This is a genomic window from Trabulsiella odontotermitis, from assembly GCF_001188485.1.
Classification (GTDB): Bacteria; Pseudomonadota; Gammaproteobacteria; order Enterobacterales; family Enterobacteriaceae; genus Trabulsiella; species Trabulsiella odontotermitis_A.
Genome location: NZ_JNGH01000047.1, coordinates 17,855 through 42,405, shown reverse-complemented (window position 1 = coordinate 42,405; position 24,551 = coordinate 17,855). Strand labels below are relative to the sequence as shown.

Here is a 24,551-nt window from a genome sequence, read left to right as displayed (position 1 = left end):
AGTATTCCTGTATTAGTCAAACTCCAGTTCCACCTGCTCCGGGCCGATGAGGCTACGCAGATCGTTGAGTAAACGATCGCTCGGAGAGACACGCCAGGTCGCGCCAAAGCGCAACCGCGCGCGTGCATCCGCTCTCTGATAGTAGAGATGCACTGGAATGGTCCCCGAACGGTGGGGTTCCAGAGACTGGCGGAGACGGTTTAAAAGCTGGTCATCAATTTGCCTGTCCGTCAGCGAGATAGCAAGCCCGCGTGCATATTTTTCCCGGGCTTCGTCAATGTCCATCACTTCGCGGGCGGTCATTTTAAGCCCCCCGCTGAAGTCATCAAAGCTGACCTGTCCGCTGACGATAAGTATGCGGTCTTTTTCCAGCAATTGCTGGTATTTATCCAGGGCGTCCGTGAACAACATCACTTCAAGCCGCCCGGAACGGTCATCCAGCGTACAGATGCCGATACGATTGCCGCGTTTGGTGACCATGACCCTCGCAGCAATCACGAGCCCCGCCGCCGTGGTGACCTTCCCACGTTCGGTCGGATGCATGTCTTTTAGCCGATAGCCTCCAACATAGCGCTCAATTTCTTTCAGGTACTGGGTGATCGGGTGCCCCGTCAGGTATAAACCTAACGTTTCACGCTCGCCATCCAGAACAATTTGTTCCGGCCAGGGCTGACAGCTGGCGTAGGACTGTTCTATTTGCTCCGGCTCTTCCGCCAGCACGCCGAACATATCTGCCTGACCAATGGCTTCGGCCCTGGCATGCTGATCCGCCGCTTTCAGCGCATCGCTGAGCGAATTCATCAATGCCGCGCGGTGCGGACCAAGCCTGTCAAACGCCCCGGACATGATCAGTTTTTCCAGCACCCGGCGGTTGAGTTTTTTGGTGTCGGTACGCGCGCAGAGATCAAACAGCTCGCGGAAGTAACCGCCCTCGTTACGCGCCTCAAGGATCGCTTCGATCGGACCTTCGCCAACGCCTTTAATCGCACCAATGCCGTAGACGATTTCGCCGTCATCGTTGACGTGGAAATGGTACAGGCCGGAGTTGATATCCGGCGGCAGGATTTTAAGCCCCCCCCCGCCATAAACTCGGCCGGGTAGTGCGCTTTCAACCACAGCGTCTGGTAAGAGACCAGCGCGTAGGCGGCGGAGTGTGATTTGTTAAATCCGTAACCGGCGAATTTTTCCACCAGGTCGAAGATTTTCATCGCCAGTTCGCCATCAACGCCGTTTTTCTTCGCACCTTCTTCGAAAGTGCCGCGCTGCTTGGCCATCTCTTCTGGCTTTTTCTTACCCATCGCACGACGCAGCATATCTGCGCCGCCCAGCGTATAGCCGGAAAGCACCTGGGCAATCTGCATCACCTGTTCCTGATACAGAATGATGCCATAAGTCGGCTCCAGCACCGGTTTCAGGCTTTCGTGCTGCCACTGAACGTCCGGGTAGGAAATCTCTTCGCGCCCGTGCTTACGGTCAATAAAGTTATCTACCATGCCCGACTGCAGCGGCCCCGGACGGAACAGGGCCACCAGCGCGATCATATCTTCGAAGCAGTCAGGCTGCAGACGCTTGATCAGATCTTTCATGCCGCGCGATTCAAGCTGGAATACCGCCGTGGTTTCCGAGCGCTGCAGCATGTCGAAGCTTTTCTTGTCATCCAGCGGGATGGCCGCGATATCCAGCGGCGGCTCGCCGTTTTTTTCACGGCGGGCGTTAATCATCTCCAGCGCCCAGTTGATGATGGTGAGCGTACGCAGACCAAGGAAGTCGAATTTGACCAGCCCGGCATATTCCACGTCGTTTTTATCAAACTGGGTCACCGGGTGCTGACCGGCTTCATCACAGTACAGCGGGGCAAAATCGGTGATTTTAGTCGGCGCGATCACCACGCCACCGGCGTGTTTACCGGCGTTACGCGTGACGCCTTCCAGCTTACGCGCCATGTCGATCAGCGCTTTAACCTCTTCATCTGCCTCGTAGATTTCCGGCAGTTGCGGTTCGGCTTCAAACGCTTTCGCCAGCGTCATACCCGGATCGGGCGGCACAAGTTTGGAGATGCGATCGACAAAGCCATACGGGTGGCCCAGCACGCGGCCCACGTCGCGGATCACCGCTTTCGCCGCCATGGTACCGAAGGTGATGATCTGGGATACCGCGTCGCGGCCGTACATATCCGCCACGTGCTCGATCACCTGGTCACGTTTTTCCATGCAGAAATCGACGTCAAAGTCAGGCATGGAGACACGTTCCGGGTTAAGGAAACGTTCGAACAGCAGATCGAATTCGAGAGGATCGAGGTCGGTAATTTTCAGCGCGTAGGCCACCAGCGAGCCCGCACCGGAGCCTCGTCCGGGGCCAACCGGGACACCGTTATCCTTCGACCACTGGATAAACTCCATGACGATGAGGAAGTAGCCAGGGAACCCCATCTGGTTGATCACCTGAAGTTCGATATCCAGACGCGCATCGTATTCCGGACGTTTTTCCGCCCGCACAGCGGGATCGGGGAAGAGGAATTCAAGACGCTCTTCCAGCCCCTCTTTCGATTTGGCGACGAGGAAATCTTCTGTGGTCATCTCCCCGGTGGGGAATTGCGGCAGGAAGTACTCGCCCAGACGCACGGTCACGTTGCAGCGTTTCGCGATCTCAACGGTGTTTTCCAGCGCTTCCGGGATGTCCGCGAACAGTTCGCACATCTCATCTTCAGTACGCATGTACTGTTGTGCAGAATAGTTGCGGGGGCGCTTCGGATCGTCGAGCGTGAAGCCATCGTGGATCGCGACGCGAATTTCATGGGCGTCGAAATCACCCGCGTCGATAAAACGCACGTCGTTAGTGGCGACGACCGGCAGACCGCGCTCTTCGGCCAGTGCGACGGCCGCATGCAGGTAGTTTTCTTCATCCGCACGGCCAGTACGGATCAACTCCAGGTAGTAGCGATCGCGAAAATGTTCTTCATAAAACGACACGCACTGTTCGACCAGCGCCATGTTGCCGCGCAACAGGCTACGACCGACGTCGCCCATCCGCGCGCCGGACAGTAAAATCAACCCTTCGTTGTGTTCGAGGTGGGCGCGGGAAATCAGCAGCGTCAGGTTCTGGTAGCCGGTATTATTGGCGGCAAGTACCGTCAGTTCAGTGAGTTCATCGCCCAGTAGATCGCTCTGGACGTGAAAATCAGCGCCGACTATCGGCTTCATGCCGGCGCCGTGTCCCGCTCCGTAGAACTTCACCAGCCCGCACAGGTTGGTGAAATCGGTGATCGCCAGCGCAGGCATGCCAATCGCGGCCGCCTTTTTCACCAGCGGCCCGGTCTTCGCCAGCCCATCGATCATGGAGTAGTCACTGTGCACCCGCAGGTGTACGAAACGTGGTTCAGCCATCTTCAGATTCCGCGTTGCTTAATAGCGCCCGGTCAGGACACAAGACCCAGCGCACGTTTTACCGGAGCAAAACTGCGTCGATGATGCTCGGTCGCACCGTGCTCGGCCAGCTTCTCCAGGTGGAAAGCGGTAGGATACCCTTTATGCTGCGCAAAGCCATACTGGGGAAAGTTGAGATCCAGTGCCGTCATTTCCGCATCACGCGTCACTTTCGCCAGAATCGACGCGGCGCTGATTTCCTGGACCCGGCTGTCGCCTTTGACCACCGCCATCGACGGCATGGGCAGCGCCGGGCAGCGGTTGCCATCAATCAGCACATATTCCGGTGCGATTTTTAAGCCAGCAACGGCGCGCTGCATCGCCAGCATGGTGGCATGCAAAATATTCAGTTCGTCGATTTCATGCGGCTCTGCGCGGCCAAGGCTCCAGCACAGGGCTTTCTCAGTGATTTCGTCAAACAGCGCAAGGCGGCGCTTTTCAGAGAGTTTTTTCGAGTCGTTGAGGCCCACAATCGGACCGTTAGCCAGCAACGGCAGCAGCGCGTCAGCCAGCGCCTGCGGCTGGCAGTCGTCCTGCAGCAGCTCTTTCACCAGTTCACGTCCGGCGAGCAGGTTCGGCAGTGAAACGTAGTCCGTTTTCACTAACCGCTTCGCCAGCCAGAATGTCAACGGCTTCATGCGATAACCGACGACCATCGGGCATTTCGCCAGCATACACTCCAGCGCCGCCGTGCCGGACGCCAGCAGGGCGGCATCGCTGGCGACCATCGCTTCGCGCCCTTTACCATCAAGCAAGTGCACGCGAAGATCGGGAGCGACTTCCGCTTTGATGCGCTCAAACTGTTCACGGCGCTTCGCGTTAACCAGCGGCACCACGACTTCAAGATCGGGATAATGATTGCGCAGGATCTGCGCCGTTTTCAGGAAATCCGCGCTGAGCATTTCCACTTCTGCGCCACGGCTGCCGGGCAGCAAGGCGAGACAATGGGCGTCATGCGGAATACCTAACACATCGCGCGCCGCGTTTTTATCGGGATCCAGCGGCATGGCATCGGCCATGGTGTGGCCGATAAACCGGCACGGGACGTTGAAACGGTCATAAAACGCTTTTTCGAAAGGCAGGAACGCGAGCACCAGGTGGGTGGATCTGCCGATTTTGAAAACGCGTTTTTGTCGCCAGGCCCAGACGGACGGGCTGACGTAATGAATGGTTTTGATCCCCTGCTTTTTCAGATTGCCCTCGAGGGTAATGTTGAAGTCAGGCGCATCAATACCGACGAAAACATCGGGTTTAAGTTCGGTAAAACGTTGGGTGAGATCGGCGCGAATGTGCAGCAGACGACGCAGACGCCCCAGCACCTCGACAACGCCCATCACCGCCAGCTCTTCCATTTCATACCAGGCTTCACAACCTTCCGCCTGCATCAATGGCCCCGCCACACCGACAAAACGTGCGTTGGGAACCCGCGCTTTCAGAGCACGGATGAGACCTGCGCCAAGGATATCGCCGGAGGTTTCTCCGGCGACCAGGGCAATTGTCAGAGGACGCTGTTCCGCCATTAACGAATCAGTCCGCGCGTCGAACGTTCGAAGAACTCGGTGAACGCTTTGACTTCCGGATACTGTTCGGCCAGGGCTTCAATCTCTGGTTTGGCTTCTTCCAGCGTTTTACCGCTACGGTACAGCTGTTTGTACGCGTTACGGATCGCCGTAATCGCCTCACGACTAAAGCCGCGACGCTTCAGCCCTTCGATGTTAACGCCGAAAGGCGTGGCGTGGTTGCCCTGCGCAATCACGTACGGCGGTACGTCCTGGGCAACGCCAGAACAGCCGCCAACCATCACATGCGCACCAATGATGCAGAACTGATGGATGGCCGTCATACCGCCGATAATCGCGAAGTCATCAATCGATACGTGCCCCGCCAGCGTTGCGTTGTTGGCGAGAATGCAGCGGTTGCCGAGCGTGCAGTCATGTGCCACGTGGGCATTAACCATCAGCAGGTTATCGCTGCCCACCTTCGTCAGTCCACCGCCCTGTACTGTGCCGCGATGAATAGTCACGCTTTCGCGGATGCGGTTACGGTCGCCGATTTCCACACGCGTCGGTTCACCAGCATATTTGAGATCCTGGTTAACTTCCCCGATGGAAGCGAACTGATAGATCACGTTGTCTTTACCGATCGTCGTGTGACCGTTAACCACAACATGAGATTTCAGTACGGTGCCCTCGCCGATTTCAACATTCGGGCCAACAATACAAAACGGACCAATGTGCGCGTTGGCACCGATAACGGCACCCTCTTCCACAATGGCGGTGGGATGAACAAAGGCAGTTTTATCAATCACGTATCAGGCCTCCCGGCTACGCGCACACATCATCGTCGCTTCGCAGACCACTTTCCCGTCAACGAGGGCAACGCCCTTGAAGCGGGTCAGGCCACGACGGGTTTTCTCGAAGGTCACTTCCATGATCATTTGATCGCCAGGCACAACCGGGCGTTTAAAGCGTGCTTCGTCGATCCCGGCGAAATAGTACAGCTCGCCAGGTTCCAGTTTGCCTACGCTTTTAAACGCCAGAATACCGGTGGCCTGCGCCATCGCTTCCAGGATCAGCACGCCCGGAAAAATCGGTTTACCAGGGAAGTGCCCCTGGAAAAACGGTTCGTTTACAGAAACATTTTTCACTGCGCGCAGAAAACGACCTTCTTCAAAATCCAACACGCGATCGACCAGTAAGAACGGGTAGCGGTGTGGCAGAAGCTCTAAAATCTCTTCAATGTGCAGAGTATGAGTGTCAGTAGTCAAAATACTCTTCCTGTCAAAAATATACTGAATGGCAATAATAACACGGCCTGCCGCAATCACAGGAATGCCGACAGGCCGGGAAATGCAGGGTCTGAATGATGAATTTTTAGTCTTGTTGATTGACCTTGCGCTCAATACTCTTAAGACGCTTATTCATATCATCAATGTTCATCACCAGGGCTGCCGTTTTGCGCCACACTTTGTTCGGTTGCAACGGAATACCGGAGGAATAGACGCCAGGTTCGGTGATCGGACGCATAACCATGCCCATACCGGTGACCGTCACCTTGTCGCAAATTTCCATATGCCCGTTAATCACGCTGGCACCGCCAATCATGCAGTAACGGCCAATTTTCAGGCTTCCCGCCATGATAACGCCACCTGCAACCGCGGTATTGTCGCCAATAACCACGTTGTGTGCAATCTGGCACTGGTTATCAATGATAACACCGTTGCCGATCACCGTGTCGTCCAGCGCCCCACGGTCAATCGTGGTACAGGCGCCAATCTCCACACGATCGCCAATAAGAACGCGACCGAGTTGCGGGATCTTAACCCAGTTACCGCGATCATTGGCGTAACCGAAGCCGTCAGCGCCGATCACGGTGCTGGACTGGATCAGGCAATTTTCGCCGATTTCAATCTCGTGGTAAACGGTAACGTTAGCCCACAGTCGGGAACCCGCACCGATTTTTGTGTTTTTACCCACGAAGCAGCCCGCGCCGATAACAACGTTATCGCCAAGCACGACGCCGGATTCGATCACCGCGTTCGCCCCGACAGAAACGTTGTTGCCGAGCGTTGCCGATGCGTCGATCACCGCACTGGGTGCGATGTTCTGCGCTGGCTGCGGCGTGGTATCAAGAATTTGTGCCATACGAGCGTAGGTCAGGTAGGGATTCTTCACTACCAGGGCCGCGCTTTTGGCAAAAGGAAGATCGTCCTGCGTCATCACGATCGCAGAGGCCTGGCAAAGCGCCAGGTGTTCACGGTATTTAGGATTCACCATGAACGAAATGTGACCTGCTTTAGCAGATTGCATGGACGCAACGCCGGTGATGACGAGATCGCCATCACCGTGTAATTCTGCATCCAACTGCTGAGCTAAATCAGCCAGTCGAATTGAAGGCATTACTTATTTAACCTGTTTCAGTACATCAGCGGTGATATCTTTGATATCGCTGCTGTTGTAAGCGACGGTATTCGCGTCAACAACCAGGTCGATGCTTTGATCGTCAGCCACTTTCTTCACGGCAGTCTGGATACGGGTGACCAGTTTACCGCGCTCTTCGTTAGAGCGACGCGCACGATCCTGCTCGAAAGCCTGGGCTTTCTGAGAGAAGGTCTGACGCTGAGACATGATGTCTTTTTCCAGTTTGGTGCGGTCGCTGGCCTTCATGGTAGAACCATCGCGCTGCAAACGCTGCATTTTGGATTGCAGATCGGATTCCTGACGCTGCAGTTCGCCGGCACGGCCTTTGAACTCGTTTTCCAGCGTAGCAGAAACGCCTGTTTTCTGTGCAACCTGCTGGAACAGACTACCCATGTTAACAATCGCAATTTTGTCCGCTGCCTGAGCAGACGTTGCCATTGCTAAACCGAGACCTGCAGCTAATAACCACTTTTTCACAATTAACTCCTTACCATCCCATATGTACCCTGAGGTACCGTCTTTTGCGTGGCCTGGCGACCACCGAAGTGTTCACCTGAGTCATCGCTACACTGCATATGCATTCCTTTGCACCGAACAATTACCAGGTTTTACCAATGTTAAACTGGAACTGTTCTGCTTTGTCTCCGTCGTATTTCTTGAACGGCTGGGCGTAGGAGAAGACCAACGGCCCCAATGGAGACATCCATTGTAATGCGATACCGGCTGACATACGGATATTACTCGGATCGCTATAATCCGGAATACCTGCTGCACGCGTTGCTGCGGTGTTCTCCCAATGGGTATCCCACACAGAACCCGCATCCCAGAAGAAGGATGTACGAATCGAGTTCGCGTACTTATCGCTAACGAACGGCGTCGGAACAATTAACTCCATGCTGGCGACGCCCATGGCGTTACCACCGACCGCATCATCAGACTTACAAATACCTGAGCTCTGGTTACATTCATCCAGACCCGGTGCGCCATAATACGCGGCTTTCGGGCCGATGTTATTCGACTGGAAGCCACGCACGGTGCTGGAACCACCGGCATAGAAGTTTTCATAGAACGGCATCTCTTTGCCGCCCAGACCGTCACCATAGCCCCAGCGGGTACGACCCAGCACCACCCATTTGTGATCGTCATCGATCGGGAAGTAGGAGGCGGTATCCAGCGTCATTTTGTAGAACTCGTTATCGGAGCCCGGGACCGTCACTTTACCGTTCAGGTTGACGCGATTACCTTTCGTCGGGAAGAACCCGCGGTCGAGGTTGTTATACGTCCAACCGTAGTTGAAGGTGAAGTCATCTGCCGAGAAGCCGTTGTCATCCTGCGTTACGCTGGCTGGCTGGCCGATTGACGTCAGATAACGGTTCATCGCCACCTGCGGTTCCATGTTAGACAGGTCGTTATGGACGTAACCTAACCCGGCGCGCAGCGTGTTATATTCGTTAATCGGGAAACCGAGCGTTCCGTCTACACCGTAGCTCTTGTTGGTGTAGGAGGAGAGGTCAGCATCATCCGCTTTAAAATCATTGTAGAAGATACGACCGCCGAGGCTCACACCATCAACCGTAAAATACGGGTTGGTCACAGAAAATTCGGAATAGGTCTGATAGTCGTTTTTGGTGCCATTGATGCCGACAGAGTAACCGGTACCTAACCAGTTATCCTGCTGAACGCCGACCTGGAAGCTCACGCCGCTTTCTGTGCCGTAACCGACACCAAAGTTGAAGCTACCGGTGTTACGCTCTTTCACCTTGTAAACCACATCGACCTGATCCGGGTTCCCCGATACGCGCTGGGTATCCACATCAACCGTTTCGAAGTAGCCCAGACGGTTCAGACGCTCTTTACCCTGATCAACGAGATCGCTGCCCAGCCACGCGCCTTCCATCTGGCGCATTTCGCGGCGCAGAACGGCATCTTTCGAGGTGTCGTTACCTTCGAAGCGGATCTTACGCACGTAGTAACGGTTACCGGCATCGACGTTCACATGCAGCTTAACGGTTTTGTCAGCGTCGTTGATTTCAGGCTGAGACTGTACGCGCGGATAGGCGTAACCATAGCGACCCAGAAGCTTTTTAATATCATCTTCCATTTTGGTTACTTTGGTACCGTTGTAGAGCTCACCCGGCTCCACTTTGGTCAGGCTTTCGATCTCGGCGGAGTGCCCCGCCAGATTACCGCTCACCTGCACGCCAGACAGTTTGTACTGGTCGCCTTCGGTGATGTTGACGGTAATATAGATGCCTTTTTTGTCCGGCGTCAGGCTGACCTGCGTCGAATCAATGTTGAAGCGTGCGTAACCGCGATCCAGATAGTAGCTGCGCAGGGTTTCAAGGTCGCCCGCCAGTTTCTGTTTCTGATATTTACGATCGCCCACTACGTTCCACCATGGCACTTCATCACGCAGCTGGAAGCTGGAGATCAGTTCGTCAGTGGTAAACGCGTGGTTACCCACAATGTTGATTTGTTGGATTGTGGCAGAGACGCCTTCCTGGAAGACCAGCTTGAGGTCAACGCGGTTACGCGGCAGCGGGGTCACCACGGCTTTCACGCTGGCGCTGTATTTCCCTACGCTGTAGTAAAAATCTTCCAGCCCCTTCTCGATGTCGGAAAGGGTTGTGCGGTCAAGGGATTCGCCAACGCGAACACCGGAGGCTTCCAGGTTCTGCTTCAGCATGTCATCTTTCACCGACTTGTTACCGGAGAAAGTGATGCTGGCAATAGTGGGACGCTCTTTGACCTGCACCAGCAGCGTATCACCATCCCGCAGAACGCGTACGTCCTCAAAGTTTCCGGTCGCGAACAGGGCGCGAATGGTGTTACTGATGTCGTCATCAGTCACCGTATCGCCCGGTCGCACTGGCATACTCAGAAGGGCCGCACCAACGGCGACTCGCTGCAAGCCTTCGAAATGAATGTCCTTCACTACGAACCCGTCAGCACCGTATACGGTCGCGCTGCTAAACAGCAGCGACGCTATAAGCAACTTTTTCATCGCCATCGTTATTATGCGTTCTTCCTAACCATCTCTCTTAGAGCCGAGAGAAATCATTGAAAAGTGCAAGCCCCATTAACAGCACCAGCAGAATTGAGCCAATGCGATAACTAAAGTCTTGAACTCGCTCGGATACCGGTCCGCCTTTCAGCTTTTCAATCGCTAAAAAGAGCAGATGACCCCCATCGAGTACGGGCAGCGGGAACAGGTTGATGATGCCGAGATTCACACTGATGAGTGCAAGAAACATCAGATAGTAAATCAACCCAAACTCCGCTGACATCCCAGCCCCCTGGGCGATAGAGATCGGCCCACTGAGGTTGTTCAGTTTTACGTCACCGGTTATCAATTTTCCTAGCATCCGAACCGTTAACGTCATCAGTTGCCAGGTTTTATCCGTGGCCTGAAGGATGGCGTCAAACGGTCCATATTGCCGAACTGTCTTAAACTCATCGGGCAGCGGTGTGACTTTTGGCACCACCCCTGCAAAACCCTGAGCCACATCACTACCGCGTTTTGTGTCGGGTATCAATGTTAATGACAAGGCGCTGCCCTGCCGTTCAATCTCAAGAGCCAATGGCTTACCAGGATTATCACGCACCAGCGTAACAAACGTTAACCATCGCGTCAGCGGCTGACCACCGACTTTAACGATCCTGTCGCCGGCTTGCAAACCTGCTTTGCTTGCCGCGGAATCTGGCTGCACTTCTGCCAGAACAGTCTCGATTTGTGCCGTGCGGGGATGGATCCCCAGCGCGGTGACCGGATCTTGTTTATCCGGCTCAAAAGCCCAGTGCCGAAGATCAAGGATTTTATCCTGGCGCTGGGGACTTCCGAAAGGGGCAACCGTGATTGTCGTCTGAGAATCGCCAATTTTTGCGACGAGCGCCAGACGCACCGCATCCCAATCAGGCGTTTCGATACCGTCAACGGCTTTAAGTTCCGTCCCAGGTGCAATTTGTGCTTCCGCAGCAATCGAATTGGGTGTTATTTCACCAACCACGGGCCGAATGCCAGGCACNAAGAAAAACCCCCAGCCAGTAAGCGAAAATAGCAAAGAGAAAATTGGCCACCGGACCGGCGGCGATAACAGCGGCGCGTTGCCCCACTGTTTTATTGTTGAATGCGTAATGGCGCATTTCCGGCGTGACCGGTTCAACGCGCTCATCCAGCATTTTGACGTAGCCGCCAAGGGGGATCAGAGCGATCACAAATTCGGTGCCGCGCTTGTCGACGCGGCGCCACAGCGCTTTCCCGAAACCGATGGAAAAACGCTCAACACGAACACCGCAACGGCGAGCAACCCAGAAATGACCAAACTCATGCACGGTGATCAGCACACCCAGCGCAATGATAAACGCAGCCAAATTCCAGAGAATGCTCAGCATAAAACCTTCCGTTAAATCGTCCTGAAAACTAACAGTAACAGACAGGCGAAGACCGGAACAGCCGCCGTCAGGCTGTCAATACGATCCAGAATACCGCCGTGCCCTGGAATCAAATGACCGCTGTCTTTGATTCCCGCTTCCCGCTTAAACATACTCTCAGTGAGATCGCCGAGAACAGAGGCCAATGCCGCCACAACAGAACAAAGTAATAAGGTCGCCGGAGCCACTTCCAGATTAGCCCACATGCCGCCGCTGTAAACCCCCCGCCGATAAACCCTTGCCACGTTTTGCCCGGAGAGACTTTCGGTGCCAGCTTATGCTTGCCGAACAGTTTTCCGAACATGTACGCACCGGAGTCCGCACCCCACACCAGCACCATAACGTAAAGCAGCCACAGCGCGCCGCTGTAGTGGTTTACATCGTAGTGCCATGCGCGCAGCGCCACCATGCCCCAGAAAAACGGCACGATAGTCAGTAAACCAAAAATCAGACGCAGGGTTTTAGAGTTGCGCCACCATGCCGCAGAGCCGGGGTAAGACAACACCAGCAACAGCGCCACCACCCACCAGCCGAGCGAGGCCCAGAGCGTGCCTTCAATCAACGGTTGATGGATATTTTGATGATATTCCGGCAGTAAAAACAGCATAACCACCAGTAACAGGCCGCAAAGTACCGCCAGCCAGACTCGCTGGGTGCGAGACGTGAAACCGCTTAACTGACCCCATTCCCACGCAGCCAGCATCGAGACGACGAGCGTGACAATGGCGAACCCCAGGGGCGGCAAAAGGAACAGTGCCGCGATGACAACGGGAATTAAAACGAAAGCAGAAATCAGGCGATACTTCAGCAAAAGCGACCCCCATCAGGCATTTTCGCCACCTGGCTCGGTGCCGCCGAAACGACGCTCACGATTGGCAAAGGCATGCAACGCACCTTCAAAGTCTTGTTCATCGAAATCGGGCCAAAGAACATCGGTGAAGTAAAGTTCAGCGTAGGCGATTTGCCAGAGCAGAAAGTTACTGATGCGATGTTCTCCCCCTGTCCTAATAACTAAATCTACGGGAGCCAGCTCGTGCATGCAGATTTGCTGACTCAGCAAATCTTCAGTGATTTGATCGGGGCGGAGTGCGCCTTCCTGAACCTGTTCAGCCAGATGCTGAACTCCCTGAATAATATCCCAACGACCGCCGTAATTTGCCGCAATATTGAGTGTTAACCCTGTATTATTCTGCGTCAATGCTTCGGCTTTACGAATTCTTTCCTGCAAACGCGCATTGAAACGGCTGGTATCGCCAATAATACGCAAACGCACATTGTGGCGATTCAGACTTTTTACTTCGCTGTCCAGCGCCCAGACGAACAGCTCCATCAACGCGCTGACTTCCTGCGCCGGTCGATTCCAGTTTTCACTGCTGAATGCGTAAAGGGTTAACGCGCTGATACCATTATTTGCAGCAAAGGAGACCGCGCGACGAACGGATTTCGCCCCCGCTTTATGACCAAAGGCTCGTATCTTCCCTTGTCTCTTCGCCCAGCGCCCATTGCCGTCCATGATTATCGCCACATGATGACAGCCATGTGCGGGCAATTTTTCGCTTATTGGTTGATTCGCAGACAACATAACGCGTTAATGATCCATGAAAAGGAATTAGCGGTACTACGGAATACCCGCCCCTGACAGCCCATCACTGCGCTGCTGGCTTCGCGTCGACCCAGGGCCAACCACGGGATACAGTCTAAAGCTTTACGCAAAAAAAGCCGTGGAAAATCACGGCTCACCCGCCCGCAAACGATCAAATCGCTACGACAGGGTGGCGCAGACTATATCACCGAAGCCCTGCGCTAACAAATGTCGCGACTCAACACAGGCGGATTATCATCAGCTTGCGAAACGCATCACTTGTTTTTGCGCCAGTTCACGCGCGCCAGCATCCACCGCAAGCACTTCATCAATACTTTGCGGTTCTGCCATCGACATCATCTCCAGTACCGATAAATTTAATGCAGCGATATCGGTAAAGCGAATGCGTCCGGCAAGGAAGGCGGCGACGGTGATCTCATTCGCCGCATTCAGCGTCGTGGTCGCCGCCTGCCCGTTCTCAAACGCGTCCATCGCCAGTTTCAGGCACGGATAACGATCGTAATCAGGCGCGGCAAAACTTAATGTTCCCAGCGAGCAGAAATCGAGTGGTTTAGCGCCGGAGACCACGCGCGCAGGCCAGCCCATGGTATGGGCGATCGGCGTACGCATGTCTGGCTCTCCGAGTTGCGCCAGCACGCTGCCATCCAGATAACGCACCATCGAGTGGATGACCGATTGCGGATGCAGCACCACTTCCATCTGCGCGGCAGAAGCATTAAACAGCCAACGGGCTTCGATATATTCCAGACCTTTGTTCATCATGGTGGCCGAATCGACGGAGATTTTACGCCCCATCGACCAGTTCGGATGTTTGCATGCCTGATCCGGCGTCATTGATGCCATCTCAGACAACGCGGTCTCACGAAACGGGCCACCAGACCCGGTAAGCAGAATCGACGAAACGCCATTCTGCTCCAGGTCAGCGTATCCCAGGTTCTGCTGAATTGTTTCCGGTAAACTCTGAAAAATCGCGTTATGCTCACTGTCCACAGGCAATAATTGTGCGCCACTGCGTTTCACCGCGTCCATAAACAAACGCCCGCAGGTGACCAGCGCTTCCTTGTTTGCCAGCAGTACCGCTTTGCCTGCATGGATTGCGGCAAGCGTGGGTACCAGTCCTGCCGCCCCGACAATTGCCGCCATCACCTGGTCGACATCATCCAGCGCGGCGACATCGCTGGCCGCCTGTTGACCGCTCATCACTTCCGTCCGGCTAGCGTGCTGCTGCAATGCGATTTTCAGCGCTTTCGCACTCTCTTCATCATCCATCACTGCAAAGCGCGGCGTGAACTCCAGGCATTGCTCGACCATCCGGTCAACGTTTTTACCGGCGACCAGCGCGGTAACGGCGAAACGGTCGCGGTTATGACGTACCACATCCAGTGTGTTACAGCCAATGGAGCCAGTAGAGCCAAGAACGGTTAATTGCTTCATGAAAGATCCGGAAGAATTTTAAAAGAGGTAAAAAGCAAAACGCCGCCAGCAAAGCTATAAGCCTCCTGTACGGCGTTGTCGGCTATCCGCGCAAATCAGAACTGCATCAGTTCTGCTTCTTTTTCTGCCAGCGCGGTATCAATTTTCTTGATGGCCACGTCGGTCAGTTTCTGCACGTCATCCTGAGAGCGGCGATCGTCATCTTCGCTGATCTCTTTATCTTTCAGCAGTGCTTTTACTTTGTCGTTCGCATCACGGCGAACGTTACGCACGGCCACACGACCCTGCTCCGCTTCGCCACGCACGACTTTGATCAGATCTTTACGACGTTCTTCGGTCAGCGGCGGCAGTGGAACACGGATGTCGCTGCCCGCAGAGCTCGGGTTCAGACCCAGGTCGGACGCCATAATGGCTTTCTCAACCGCCGGCCCCATAGAACGATCGAACACGTTGATTTTCAGCGTGCGGGTATCTTCTACTGTGACGCTGGCCAGCTGACGCAGCGGCGTCGGCGTACCGTAATATTCGACGACAATGCCATCCAGCAGGCTGGGAGAAGCACGGCCCGTGCGAATTTTGCTGATTTGGTTTTTGAATGCTTCTACGCACTTGTCCATGCGTACTTCGGCATCTTTTCTGATATCGCTAATCACGTTACGAATCCTTGAAAACTTGTCTCAGTCAGACCAGACAGTCACACCGCGAAGAATAAAGTGTGCTAAGTATAGTCTCGTTTAAATCATGCCACCGGGTAAATCACCCGCCATTGTTAAAGCGGAATCTTACCTGTATTTGGCCGCGACGGAAATTATTCCGTGATCAAAGTGCCTTCTTTTTCGCCCATGACAACGCGACGCAGTGCGCCTGGCTTGTTCATGTTAAAGACGCGAATCGGCAGGTTGTGGTCACGAGCCAGCGTAAAGGCGGCCAGATCCATGACTTTCAATTCTTTTTCCAGCACATCCTGATAGGTGAGCTGTTCGTACAGCGTGGCGGTCGGATCCTTCATCGGATCGGCGGAAAACACGCCGTCCACCTTGGTGGCTTTCAGCACCACATCCGCTTCGATCTCGATACCGCGCAGGCAGGCAGCGGAATCGGTGGTGAAGAACGGGTTGCCGGTACCGGCGGAGAGGATCACCACACGGTTGTTGCGCAGCAGGCTGATGGCTTCCGCCCAGCTGTAGTTATCACACACGCCATTCAACGGAATGGCAGACATCAGACGAGCATTCACATAGGCGCGATGCAGCGCGTCACGCATTGCCAGACCGTTCATGACGGTCGCCAGCATCCCCATGTGATCGCCCACCACGCGGTTCATGCCCGCTTTCGCAAGGCCTGCGCCGCGGAATAAGTTACCGCCACCAATCACCACACCGACCTGGATACCCAGTTCAACCAGTTCCTTAATTTCCTGCGCCATACGGTCGAGAATGCTTGCATCAATGCCGAAGCCTTCTGAGCCCTGCAGCGCTTCGCCACTCAGCTTAAGCAGAATACGTTTGTAGACGGGTTTTGCGTTGGTAGCCATGTTTCTTTCCTGAGACTGTCACGAATGGGATGGTTTTTTCTGGCGACATCATGCGTTGCTTCACAGTCGTACCCAATCGGAGCTGACTGAATTTCACATGATGGGTACAAAGAAGAGCCGCCCTCAGGCGGCTCCTTTACAGCGATTAAGACTGCTTGGACATTGCAGCAACTTCTGCTGCGAAGTCAGTCTCAACTTTCTCGATGCCTTCGCCCACTTCAAAGCGGATGAAGCCAGTCACGTCAGCGTTGTGCTCTTTCAGCAGCTGTCCAACGGTTTTGCTCGGATCCATCACGAAAGGCTGACCAGTCAGAGAAACTTCGCCGGTGAATTTCTTCATGCGGCCTTCAACCATTTTCTCTGCGATTTCTTTCGGCTTGCCAGACTGCATGGCGATGTCCAGCTGTACCTGGTACTCTTTTTCTACCACGTCAGCAGACACGTCTTCCGGCTTAACGAATTCCGGCTTGCTTGCAGCAACGTGCATTGCCAGCTGTTTAACCAGTTCTTCGTCAGCGCCAGTTGCAGCAACCAGAACGCCGATACGCGCGCCGTGCAGGTAGCTGCCCAGCACGTTGCCTTCCAGGGAAGATACGCGACGGATGTTGATGTTCTCACCGATTTTAGCAACCAGGGCAACACGCTCTTCTTCGAACTGTGCTTTCAGAACTTCAACGTCAGTGATTTTGCCTGCAGTGGCAGCGTCCAGAACTTTGTTAGCAAACGCCTGGAAACCACCATCTTTAGCCACGAAGTCAGTCTGGCAGTTAACTTCCAGAATCACACCGTAGTTGCCTTCGATTTTGGTCAGGATCACGCCGTCAGCAGCCACGTTGCCTGCTTTTTTCGCCGCTTTGATAGCGCCGGATTTACGCATGTTCTCGATTGCCAGCTCGATGTCGCCGTTAGCTTCAACCAGAGCTTTTTTACATTCCATCATGCCTGCGCCAGTACGTTCGCGCAGCTCTTTTACCAGGGAAGCGGTAATTTCAGCCATTCTAAAATCCTCGGGAGATTGAGACCTGCCTGGCTCCCGGCCAAACAGGTATAAAAGTGAAAAAGGGGCCATATAGAGGCCCCTAACCAAACTCAGTACTACCTGGTTAAATAAGGGCTTGAACCTTATTATTCAGCTTCTACGAAGCTTTCTTCCGCCTGAGAAGCCAGATCCTGAGAACGGCCTTCACGAACGGTCGCAGCGACTGCGCCCAGGTACAGGCTGACAGCACGGATAGCATCGTCGTTACCCGGGATAACGAAATCAACGCCGTCCGGATCAGAGTTAGTATCAACGATAGCAAATACCGGAATACCCAGGTTGTTTGCTTCTTTGATTGCGATGTGCTCGTGGTCAGCGTCGATAACGAACAGTGCGTCCGGCAGGCCGCCCATGTCTTTGATACCGCCCAGGCTGTTTTCCAGCTTGTCCAGCTCACGAGTGCGCATCAGCGCTTCTTTCTTGGTCAGCTTTTCGAAAGTACCGTCCTGAGACTGAGTTTCCAGATCTTTCAGACGTTTGATGGACTGACGAACGGTTTTCCAGTTAGTCAGCATACCGCCCAGCCAGCGATGGTTCACGAAGAACTGATCGCAGCTGTTAGCCGCTTCTTTCACCGCTTCGCTCGCAGCGCGTTTGGTACCAACGAAAAGGATTTTACCTTTACGAGAAGAGATCTTGTTCAGCTCAGCCAGCGCTTCGTTGAACATCGGTACAGTTTTCTCAAGGTTGATGATGTGAACTTTGTTACGCGCACCGAAGATGAACGGCTTCATTTTCGGGTTCCAGTAACGGGTCTGGTGACCGAAGTGAACACCAGCCTTGAGCATGTCGCGCATGGAAACAGTTGCCATGTTTAAAACCTCTATATAAAAGTTGGGGTTATGCCTCCACGTATCCCATATTACCGACCCCGAAGGGCACCCCGGAATATGTGCCGATACGTGTGTGTTGTTACACAAAGTGAGATTTATCGCTTCCGTCCAGCCTGTGTATCTGAAATGGATCGGAAGTCCGGCGCGCTTTATACCACAAATCACTGCCGGAAACCAATAATTGTTGGCGCAGTGTGCGGTAAAGGATTCTCAATTTGGCAGGAAGTACGCCAGGCTGATACCATTGCAGCACGTAGATTAGTATTGCCGATAAATCGGCCCTGATGGACAGAATTCATGGCTATCTCAATCAAGACCCCTGAAGAAATCGAAAAAATGCGCGTCGCGGGCAAACTGGCCGCGGATGTGCTGGAGATGATCGAACCGTTTATTAAGCCGGGCGTGAGCACCGGCGAACTGGATCGCATCTGCAACGACTACATTGTTAACGAACAGCATGCAATTTCAGCCTGCCTCGGCTATCACGGTTTCCCGAAATCCGTGTGCATCTCAATTAATGAAGTGGTATGCCATGGCATTCCGGATGACGAAAAATTGCTGAAAGACGGCGATATCGTCAACATCGACGTGACCGTCATTAAAGACGAGTACCACGGCGACACCTCAAAAATGTTTATTGTCGGTAAACCGACGATTCTGGGCGAGCGTCTGTGCCGCGTCACGCAGGAAAGCCTGTACCTCGCCCTGAAAATGGTGAAACCGGGCATTCGCCTGCGTACCCTCGGCGCCGCTATTCAGAAATTTGTCGAAGCGGAAGGCTTCTCCGTGGTGCGCGAATACTGCGGTCACGGTATTGGCCGCGGGTTCCACGAAGAGCCTCAGGTACTGCACTATGATGCCGATGACGGCGGCGTGGTGCTGAAACAGGGCATGACTTTCACCATTGAACCGATGGTCAACGCCGGTGATTACCGCATCCGCACCATGAAAGACGGCTGGACGGTGAAAACCAAAGACAGAAGCTTGTCTGCACAGTACGAGCATACTATTGTGGTGACGGACAACGGCTGCGAAATTCTGACACTACGCAAGGATGACACCATCCCGGCGATAATCTCGCACAACGAATGACGAAGAGCCGGCGAAAGCCGGCTTTTTTATGGGTGATAGCTTTCTCTTATGGGTGGCGCGATGAACACTTCTTTACCTGACACCACACTGCCTGTTTTGCCTGATCAGCCCGCGAACCCGGTCTCGTGGCCCGAAGAATTTCTCAACTGCGCCACCATTAAGGCGCAACTGGAAACGTTCCAGCGCTGGCTTGGCGACGCCTTCGACAACGGTATTTCCGCTGAGCAGCTGATTGATGCCCGCACCGTGTTTATCGATCAGCTGTTGCAACGCCTGTGGCTGCATTACGGTTTTGGCGAGATAAGCGACGTGGCGCTGGTGGCGGTGGGCGGCTACGGTCGTGGCGAACTGCACCCGCTGTCAGATATCGACCTGCTGATACTCAGCCGCAAAAAGCTGCCGGACGAGGAAGCACAAAAAATTGGCGAACTGCTGACGCTGCTGTGGGACATCAAGCTGGAAGTCGGCCACAGCGTCCGTACGCTGGAAGAGTGCCTGCTGGAAGGGCTTTCGGACCTTACCGTCGCCACTAACCTGATTGAAACCCGCCTGCTTATCGGCGATGTCGCGCTGTTTCTCGAACTGCAAAAACACATTTTCAGCGACGGCTTCTGGCCTTCCGAGAAATTCTTTGCCGCGAAAGTAGAAGAGCAGAACGACCGCCACCAGCGCTATCACGGCACCAGCTACAACCTCGAACCGGATATCAAAAGCAGCCCTGGCGGATTGCGGGATATCCATACCCTGCAGTGGGTCGCGCGCCGTCACTTTGGCGCCACCTCGCTCGACGAAATGGTCGGTTTCGGTTTTCTGACTGAAGCCGAGCGTAATGAGCTGAACGAGTGTCTGCATCTGCTGTGGCGCATCCGTTTTGCGCTCCATCTGGAACTTAACCGCTACGATAACCGCCTGCTGTTCGATCGTCAGCTCAGCGTCGCGCAACGGCTCAACTACCACGGCGAAGGGAATGAGCCGGTTGAGCACATGATGAAGGATTTTTATCGTGTCACCCGCCGCGTCGGCGAACTCAATCAGATGCTGCTGCAGCTGTTTGACGAAGCCATTCTGGCGCTGACCGAGGACGAAAAACCGCGCCCACTGGATGACGATTTTCAGCTACGCGGCACGCTTATCGATCTGCGCGACGACACGCTGTTCATGCGCGAACCGCAGGCCATTTTGCGAATGTTCTACATCATGGTGCGCAACAGCACCATCACCGGGATCTACTCCACCACGCTGCGCCATTTGCGTCACGCGCGCCGCCATCTCGCACAGCCGCTGTGCTACATCCCGGAGGCGCGGTCGATTTTCCTCAGCATGCTGCGCCACCCCGGCGCGGTACGCCGCGGTCTGCTGCCGATGCACCGCCACAGCGTGCTGTGGGCCTATATGCCGCAGTGGTCGTATATCGTCGGGCAAATGCAGTTTGACTTGTTTCACGCCTACACCGTCGATGAGCACACCATTCGCGTCCTGCTGAAGCTGGAAAGTTTTGCCCGCGAAGAGACCCGCCCGCAGCATCCGTTGTGCGTTGAACTCTGGCCGCGGCTGAATCACCCGGAACTGATCCTCATCGCCGCGCTGTTTCACGATATCGCCAAAGGGCGCGGCGGCGACCATTCCGTTCTCGGCGCGCAGGACGTACTCAAGTTTGCCGAGCTGCACGGCCTGAATTCCCGCGAAACACAGCTGGTGGCCTGGCTGGTACGCCACCATCTGTTGATGTCGGTGACCGCCCAGCGTCGCGATATTCAGGATCCCGAGGTCATCAAGCAATTCGCCGAAGCGGTACAAACCGAAAACCGCCTGCGTTTTCTGGTCTGTCTGACCGTCGCCGATATCTGCGCCACCAACGAAACCCTGTGGAACAGCTGGAAGCAGAGCCTGCTGCGCGAACTCTATTTCGCCACGGAAAAACAGCTGCGCCGCGGTATGCAAAGCATGCCGGACATGCGCGAACGCGTGCGGCATCATCAGTTACAGGCGCTGGCGCTGCTGCGGATGGACAACATCGACGAAGAAGCGTTGCATCAGATCTGGGCGCGCTGCCGCGCCAACTACTTTGTGCGTCATACGCCGAACCAGCTCGCCTGGCACGCGCGCCATCTGCTTCAGCATGACCTGACAAAACCGTTGATTCTGCTGAGCCCGCAGGCAACCCGCGGCGGCACGGAGATTTTTATCTGGAGCCCTGACCGCCCCTATCTCTTTGCCGCCGTTTGTGCGGAGCTGGACAGACGCAACCTCAGCGTTCACGACGCGCAGATTTTCACTACCCGCGACGGCATGGCGATGGATACCTTTATCGTGCTGGAGCCTGACGGCAGCCCGCTGTCGGCAGATCGCCACGACGTGATTCGTCACGGTCTGGAACAGGCCATCACCCAGCGCGCCTGGCAGCCGCCAACGCCACGGCGGAAACCGGCAAAACTGCGCCATTTTACGGTCGATACCGAAGTCAGTTTCCTGCCGACGCATACTGACAGAAAATCCTTCCTTGAGCTGATCGCCCTCGATCAACCCGGACTGCTGGCACGCGTTGGCCAGGTGTTTGCCGACCTCGGCATTTCGCTTCACGGGGCGAGGATCACCACAATTGGTGAGCGAGTAGAAGATTTATTTATAATCGCCACCGCCGACCGGCGTGCCCTTAATAATGCGCTGCAGCAAGAAGTGCAACAGCGGTTGACAGCAGCCCTCAATCCAAACGATAAAGGGTAACGTTATTTTTTTAGTGAATGGAAAGAGAAACAATGCAGCAGTTACAGAACGTTATTGAGTCCGCTTTTGAACGCCGTGCCGAGATCACTCCGGCAAACGTGGATACCGTCACCCGCGAAGCGGTAAACCAGGTCATTTCCTTGCTGGATTCCGGCGCCCTGCGCGTTGCCGAAAAAATCGAGGGTCAATGGGTGACCCATCAGTGGCTGAAGAAAGCGGTTCTGCTCTCTTTCCGTATTAACGATAATCAGGTTATCGACGGTGCGGAAAGCCGCTACTTCGATAAAGTGCCGATGAAATTCGCCGATTACGATCAGGCGCGCTTCCAGAAAGAAGGTTTCCGCGTTGTGCCGCCAGCGGCCGTGCGCCAGGGTGCGTTCATCGCCCGCAACACCGTGCTGATGCCGTCTTATGTGAACATCGGCGCGTACGTTGACGAAGGCTCCATGGTCGATACCTGGGCAACCGTTGGCTCCTGCGCGCAAATTGGTAAAAACGTTCACCTGTCCGGCGGCGTAGGCATCGGCGGCGTTCTGGAACCGCTGCAGGCTAACCCGACTATCATTGAAGACAACTGCTTCATTGGTGCGCGTTCTGAAATCGTCGAAGGCGTAATCGTCGAAGAAGGCGCGGTGATCTCCATGGGCGTCTACATCGGTCAGAGCACCAAAATTTACGATCGTGAAACCGGTGAAGTGCATTACGGTCGCGTTCCGGCGGGCTCCGTGGTGGTATCCGGCAACCTGCCGTCAAAAGACGGCAAATACAGCCTGTACTGCGCGGTCATTGTCAAAAAAGTCGACGCAAAAACGCGCGGCAAAGTCGGTATTAACGAGTTGCTACGCACCATCGATTAATATCGGATGAAAAGCGGGCTTGCCCCGCTTTTTTTACACGTCGCGCTGGCGGAAACGGATTTTTTCATTAATTATTCAATAGTTATATTGAAATTAGGGGTACCGCTATGTACGACAATCTGAAAAGTTTGGGTATTACCAATCCTGATGAAATCGATCGTTACAGCCTCCGGCAGGAAGCCAACAACGATATCCTGAAAATCTATTTCCAGAAGGATAAGGGCGAGTTTTTCGCGAAAAGCGTGAAGTTCAAATATCCACGCCAGCGGAAAACCGTCGTGGCGGATGGCGTTGGACAGGGCTACAAAGAGGTGCAGGAAATCAGCCCTAATCTGCGCTATGTGATTGATGAACTTGATCAGATCTGCCTGCGCGATCGTACGGAAGTCGATCTGAAGCGCAAGATCCTCGATGACCTTCGTCACCTGGAAAGCGTTGTGACCAACAAGATCAACGAAATCGAAGCCGATCTTGAAAAGCTGACCCGTACCAAATAAGTCGTTTGTTGCCGGGTGGCGGTGTCCCCTCCCCCGGCACGCTCATCACCGCTGTTCATCCAGCTGCAGAGCAATATACAGCAGTAGCCTGTCGTCAAAATTACCCAAATCCAGCCCCGTCAGCTCTGAAATGCGGTTCAGGCGATATTCCAGCGTATTGCGGTGGATAAACAGCGCCTTTGAGGTCGCCAGCGGTTGTACGTTGTGGCGAAACCACGCCTGCAGGGTGCGGCGTAGCAGCCCGTTGTTATCCATCGCTTTCAGGCGCACCAGCGGGCGGGCAAGCTCATTCGCCTGCCAGCCGCCGCGCAGACTGTCGAGCAGCACGGGTAACATCAGATCCTGATAAAAATAGCTGCGGCTGTCGGGCATGCGCTGTTTGCCCACCATCATCGTCGTTCGCGCGGTGCGCCAGGAGCGCGCAATGCTGCCCGGGCCGGTAAAGTAATTCCCCAGCGCCACGCGAAAACGCAACTGGCCATTCTCTTTCATGCGGGAAATCAGTTGCTCCACGCGGCGACGGTGATCGTCCGCGTCCCAGCGGCCAAAGGTGTTCAGCGCCGGTTTCAACACCACCATTTCGGTGAGCGACACAATCGCAATCAGATTATTGCGCTCGGGTGTGGTCAGCGCCGTTTGCAGCTGTTGCAGTTCTGCCATTGCACTGTCGACGCCAAGCTGCCCACTGTCGACTTCCACTACCGCGGCGACGCGCGGCTGGTTGAGGTCAATACCGAGACGCTGTGCCCACTCCGTCAATGCCGGGGTGTTCTCTTCAGCCTGGATCAGGTTCATTACCAGTTCTTCACGCANNCCCCGGTCAGGCCGATAACACCGACGATCTCCCCTTCCAGACGCAGCGGCAGGTTGATCCCTTCACGGACACCGTGCAGATGGCGGGCGACGGCGTGATCGATATCCACGACCCGGCCCTGTGAGAGCACCAGCAACGCGCCTTCGTGCAATTCCCCAATGCGCTCACGATCACCACTACCGATGATCCGGCCACGGGCATCCATCACGTTGATATTGGTATCGATAATGCGCATGGTTCGCGCCACGATATCCTGCGCCATTTTGGTATCAAGATGCCAGCCAGCCATATCCCCTCCTGTCAGCAGAGCATCAGCTTAGTGAAGATACTACGCTACCACATTGTGCAGAT

General features: G+C 54.7%; 18 protein-coding genes and 3 pseudogenes. 4 read left to right on the top strand and 17 right to left on the bottom strand.

Annotated elements, in window-relative coordinates:
• Positions 1 to 12: 12 nt before the first annotated feature.
• The 16 genes and pseudogenes from dnaE to rpsB form a co-directional block, all read right to left on the bottom strand.
• Positions 13 to 3,383: pseudogene (gene dnaE / locus GM30_RS03505) on the bottom strand (DNA polymerase III subunit alpha).
• Between the two features lie 32 nt (positions 3,384 to 3,415).
• On the bottom strand, positions 3,416 to 4,942 hold the full coding sequence (lpxB, locus tag GM30_RS03500; RefSeq protein WP_072094022.1) for a lipid-A-disaccharide synthase: 1,527 nt from the start codon (positions 4,940 to 4,942) through the stop codon (positions 3,416 to 3,418).
• Complete coding sequence (gene lpxA / locus GM30_RS03495; protein ID WP_049847508.1) at positions 4,942 to 5,730, bottom strand: acyl-ACP--UDP-N-acetylglucosamine O-acyltransferase; 789 nt, start codon at positions 5,728 to 5,730, stop codon at positions 4,942 to 4,944. Before lpxA ends, lpxB begins: the two co-directional genes overlap by 1 nt.
• A 3-nt stretch (positions 5,731 to 5,733) precedes the next feature.
• Positions 5,734 to 6,189, bottom strand: a complete 456-nt coding sequence (gene fabZ, locus GM30_RS03490; RefSeq protein ID WP_007373234.1) for a 3-hydroxyacyl-ACP dehydratase FabZ — start codon at positions 6,187 to 6,189, stop codon at positions 5,734 to 5,736.
• A 106-nt stretch (positions 6,190 to 6,295) separates the two neighbouring features.
• The gene (gene lpxD, locus GM30_RS03485) at positions 6,296 to 7,321 is read right to left on the bottom strand and encodes a UDP-3-O-(3-hydroxymyristoyl)glucosamine N-acyltransferase (protein ID WP_049847507.1); all 1,026 of its coding nucleotides are present in this window, start codon (positions 7,319 to 7,321) and stop codon (positions 6,296 to 6,298) included.
• Positions 7,322 to 7,324: 3 nt separating this feature from the next.
• Positions 7,325 to 7,819, bottom strand: coding sequence for a molecular chaperone Skp (skp, locus tag GM30_RS03480; protein ID WP_049847506.1), 495 nt, complete (start codon positions 7,817 to 7,819; stop codon positions 7,325 to 7,327).
• 121 nt (positions 7,820 to 7,940) lie between these two features.
• Positions 7,941 to 10,352 (bottom strand): outer membrane protein assembly factor BamA, encoded by a 2,412-nt coding sequence (gene bamA / locus GM30_RS03475; protein WP_049847505.1) that lies wholly within the window; start codon positions 10,350 to 10,352, stop codon positions 7,941 to 7,943.
• Positions 10,353 to 10,383: 31 nt separating this feature from the next.
• The gene (rseP, locus tag GM30_RS03470) at positions 10,384 to 11,439 is read right to left on the bottom strand and encodes a sigma E protease regulator RseP (RefSeq protein ID WP_274519036.1); all 1,056 of its coding nucleotides are present in this window, start codon (positions 11,437 to 11,439) and stop codon (positions 10,384 to 10,386) included.
• On the bottom strand, positions 11,339 to 11,734 hold the full coding sequence (rseP, locus tag GM30_RS27530) for an RIP metalloprotease RseP (protein ID WP_274519035.1): 396 nt from the start codon (positions 11,732 to 11,734) through the stop codon (positions 11,339 to 11,341). Before rseP (GM30_RS27530) ends, rseP (GM30_RS03470) begins: the two co-directional genes overlap by 101 nt.
• A gap of 11 nt (positions 11,735 to 11,745) precedes the next feature.
• Positions 11,746 to 12,584 (bottom strand): annotated as a pseudogene (gene cdsA, locus GM30_RS03465) (phosphatidate cytidylyltransferase).
• A 12-nt stretch (positions 12,585 to 12,596) separates the two neighbouring features.
• Positions 12,597 to 13,355 (bottom strand): (2E,6E)-farnesyl-diphosphate-specific ditrans,polycis-undecaprenyl-diphosphate synthase, encoded by a 759-nt coding sequence (gene ispU / locus GM30_RS03460; RefSeq protein ID WP_038155531.1) that lies wholly within the window; start codon positions 13,353 to 13,355, stop codon positions 12,597 to 12,599.
• A 258-nt stretch (positions 13,356 to 13,613) separates the two neighbouring features.
• Positions 13,614 to 14,810, bottom strand: a complete 1,197-nt coding sequence (gene ispC, locus GM30_RS03455; protein WP_049847504.1) for a 1-deoxy-D-xylulose-5-phosphate reductoisomerase — start codon at positions 14,808 to 14,810, stop codon at positions 13,614 to 13,616.
• Between the two features lie 95 nt (positions 14,811 to 14,905).
• Positions 14,906 to 15,463, bottom strand: coding sequence for a ribosome recycling factor (gene frr / locus GM30_RS03450; RefSeq protein ID WP_049847503.1), 558 nt, complete (start codon positions 15,461 to 15,463; stop codon positions 14,906 to 14,908).
• Between the two features lie 155 nt (positions 15,464 to 15,618).
• Positions 15,619 to 16,344, bottom strand: coding sequence for a UMP kinase (gene pyrH, locus GM30_RS03445; protein ID WP_049847502.1), 726 nt, complete (start codon positions 16,342 to 16,344; stop codon positions 15,619 to 15,621).
• Between the two features lie 145 nt (positions 16,345 to 16,489).
• The gene (gene tsf, locus GM30_RS03440) at positions 16,490 to 17,341 is read right to left on the bottom strand and encodes a translation elongation factor Ts (protein ID WP_049847501.1); all 852 of its coding nucleotides are present in this window, start codon (positions 17,339 to 17,341) and stop codon (positions 16,490 to 16,492) included.
• 128 nt (positions 17,342 to 17,469) lie between these two features.
• Positions 17,470 to 18,195 carry a 30S ribosomal protein S2 gene (gene rpsB / locus GM30_RS03435; protein ID WP_049847500.1) on the bottom strand — a complete coding sequence of 242 codons (726 nt, stop codon included), beginning with the start codon at positions 18,193 to 18,195 and terminating at the stop codon, positions 17,470 to 17,472.
• Between the two features lie 318 nt (positions 18,196 to 18,513).
• Between rpsB and map the strand changes: the two genes are divergently transcribed.
• From map to GM30_RS03415, 4 genes are all read left to right on the top strand, one after another.
• Entirely contained in the window at positions 18,514 to 19,308 is a 795-nt protein-coding gene (gene map / locus GM30_RS03430; protein ID WP_049847499.1) for a type I methionyl aminopeptidase, read from the top strand.
• A 60-nt stretch (positions 19,309 to 19,368) separates the two neighbouring features.
• Positions 19,369 to 22,032 carry a bifunctional uridylyltransferase/uridylyl-removing protein GlnD gene (gene glnD / locus GM30_RS03425; protein ID WP_049847498.1) on the top strand — a complete coding sequence of 888 codons (2,664 nt, stop codon included), beginning with the start codon at positions 19,369 to 19,371 and terminating at the stop codon, positions 22,030 to 22,032.
• Between the two features lie 32 nt (positions 22,033 to 22,064).
• Positions 22,065 to 22,889: a 2,3,4,5-tetrahydropyridine-2,6-dicarboxylate N-succinyltransferase gene (gene dapD, locus GM30_RS03420; RefSeq protein ID WP_038155548.1), complete on the top strand. Its 825-nt coding sequence runs from the start codon at positions 22,065 to 22,067 to the stop codon at positions 22,887 to 22,889.
• A gap of 107 nt (positions 22,890 to 22,996) precedes the next feature.
• Positions 22,997 to 23,386: a DUF3461 family protein gene (locus GM30_RS03415; RefSeq protein WP_038155550.1), complete on the top strand. Its 390-nt coding sequence runs from the start codon at positions 22,997 to 22,999 to the stop codon at positions 23,384 to 23,386.
• Positions 23,387 to 23,431: 45 nt separating this feature from the next.
• Here the strand turns inward: GM30_RS03415 and GM30_RS03410 are convergent.
• Positions 23,432 to 24,489 (bottom strand): annotated as a pseudogene (locus GM30_RS03410) (sugar diacid recognition domain-containing protein).
• Positions 24,490 to 24,551: the final 62 nt, after the last annotated feature.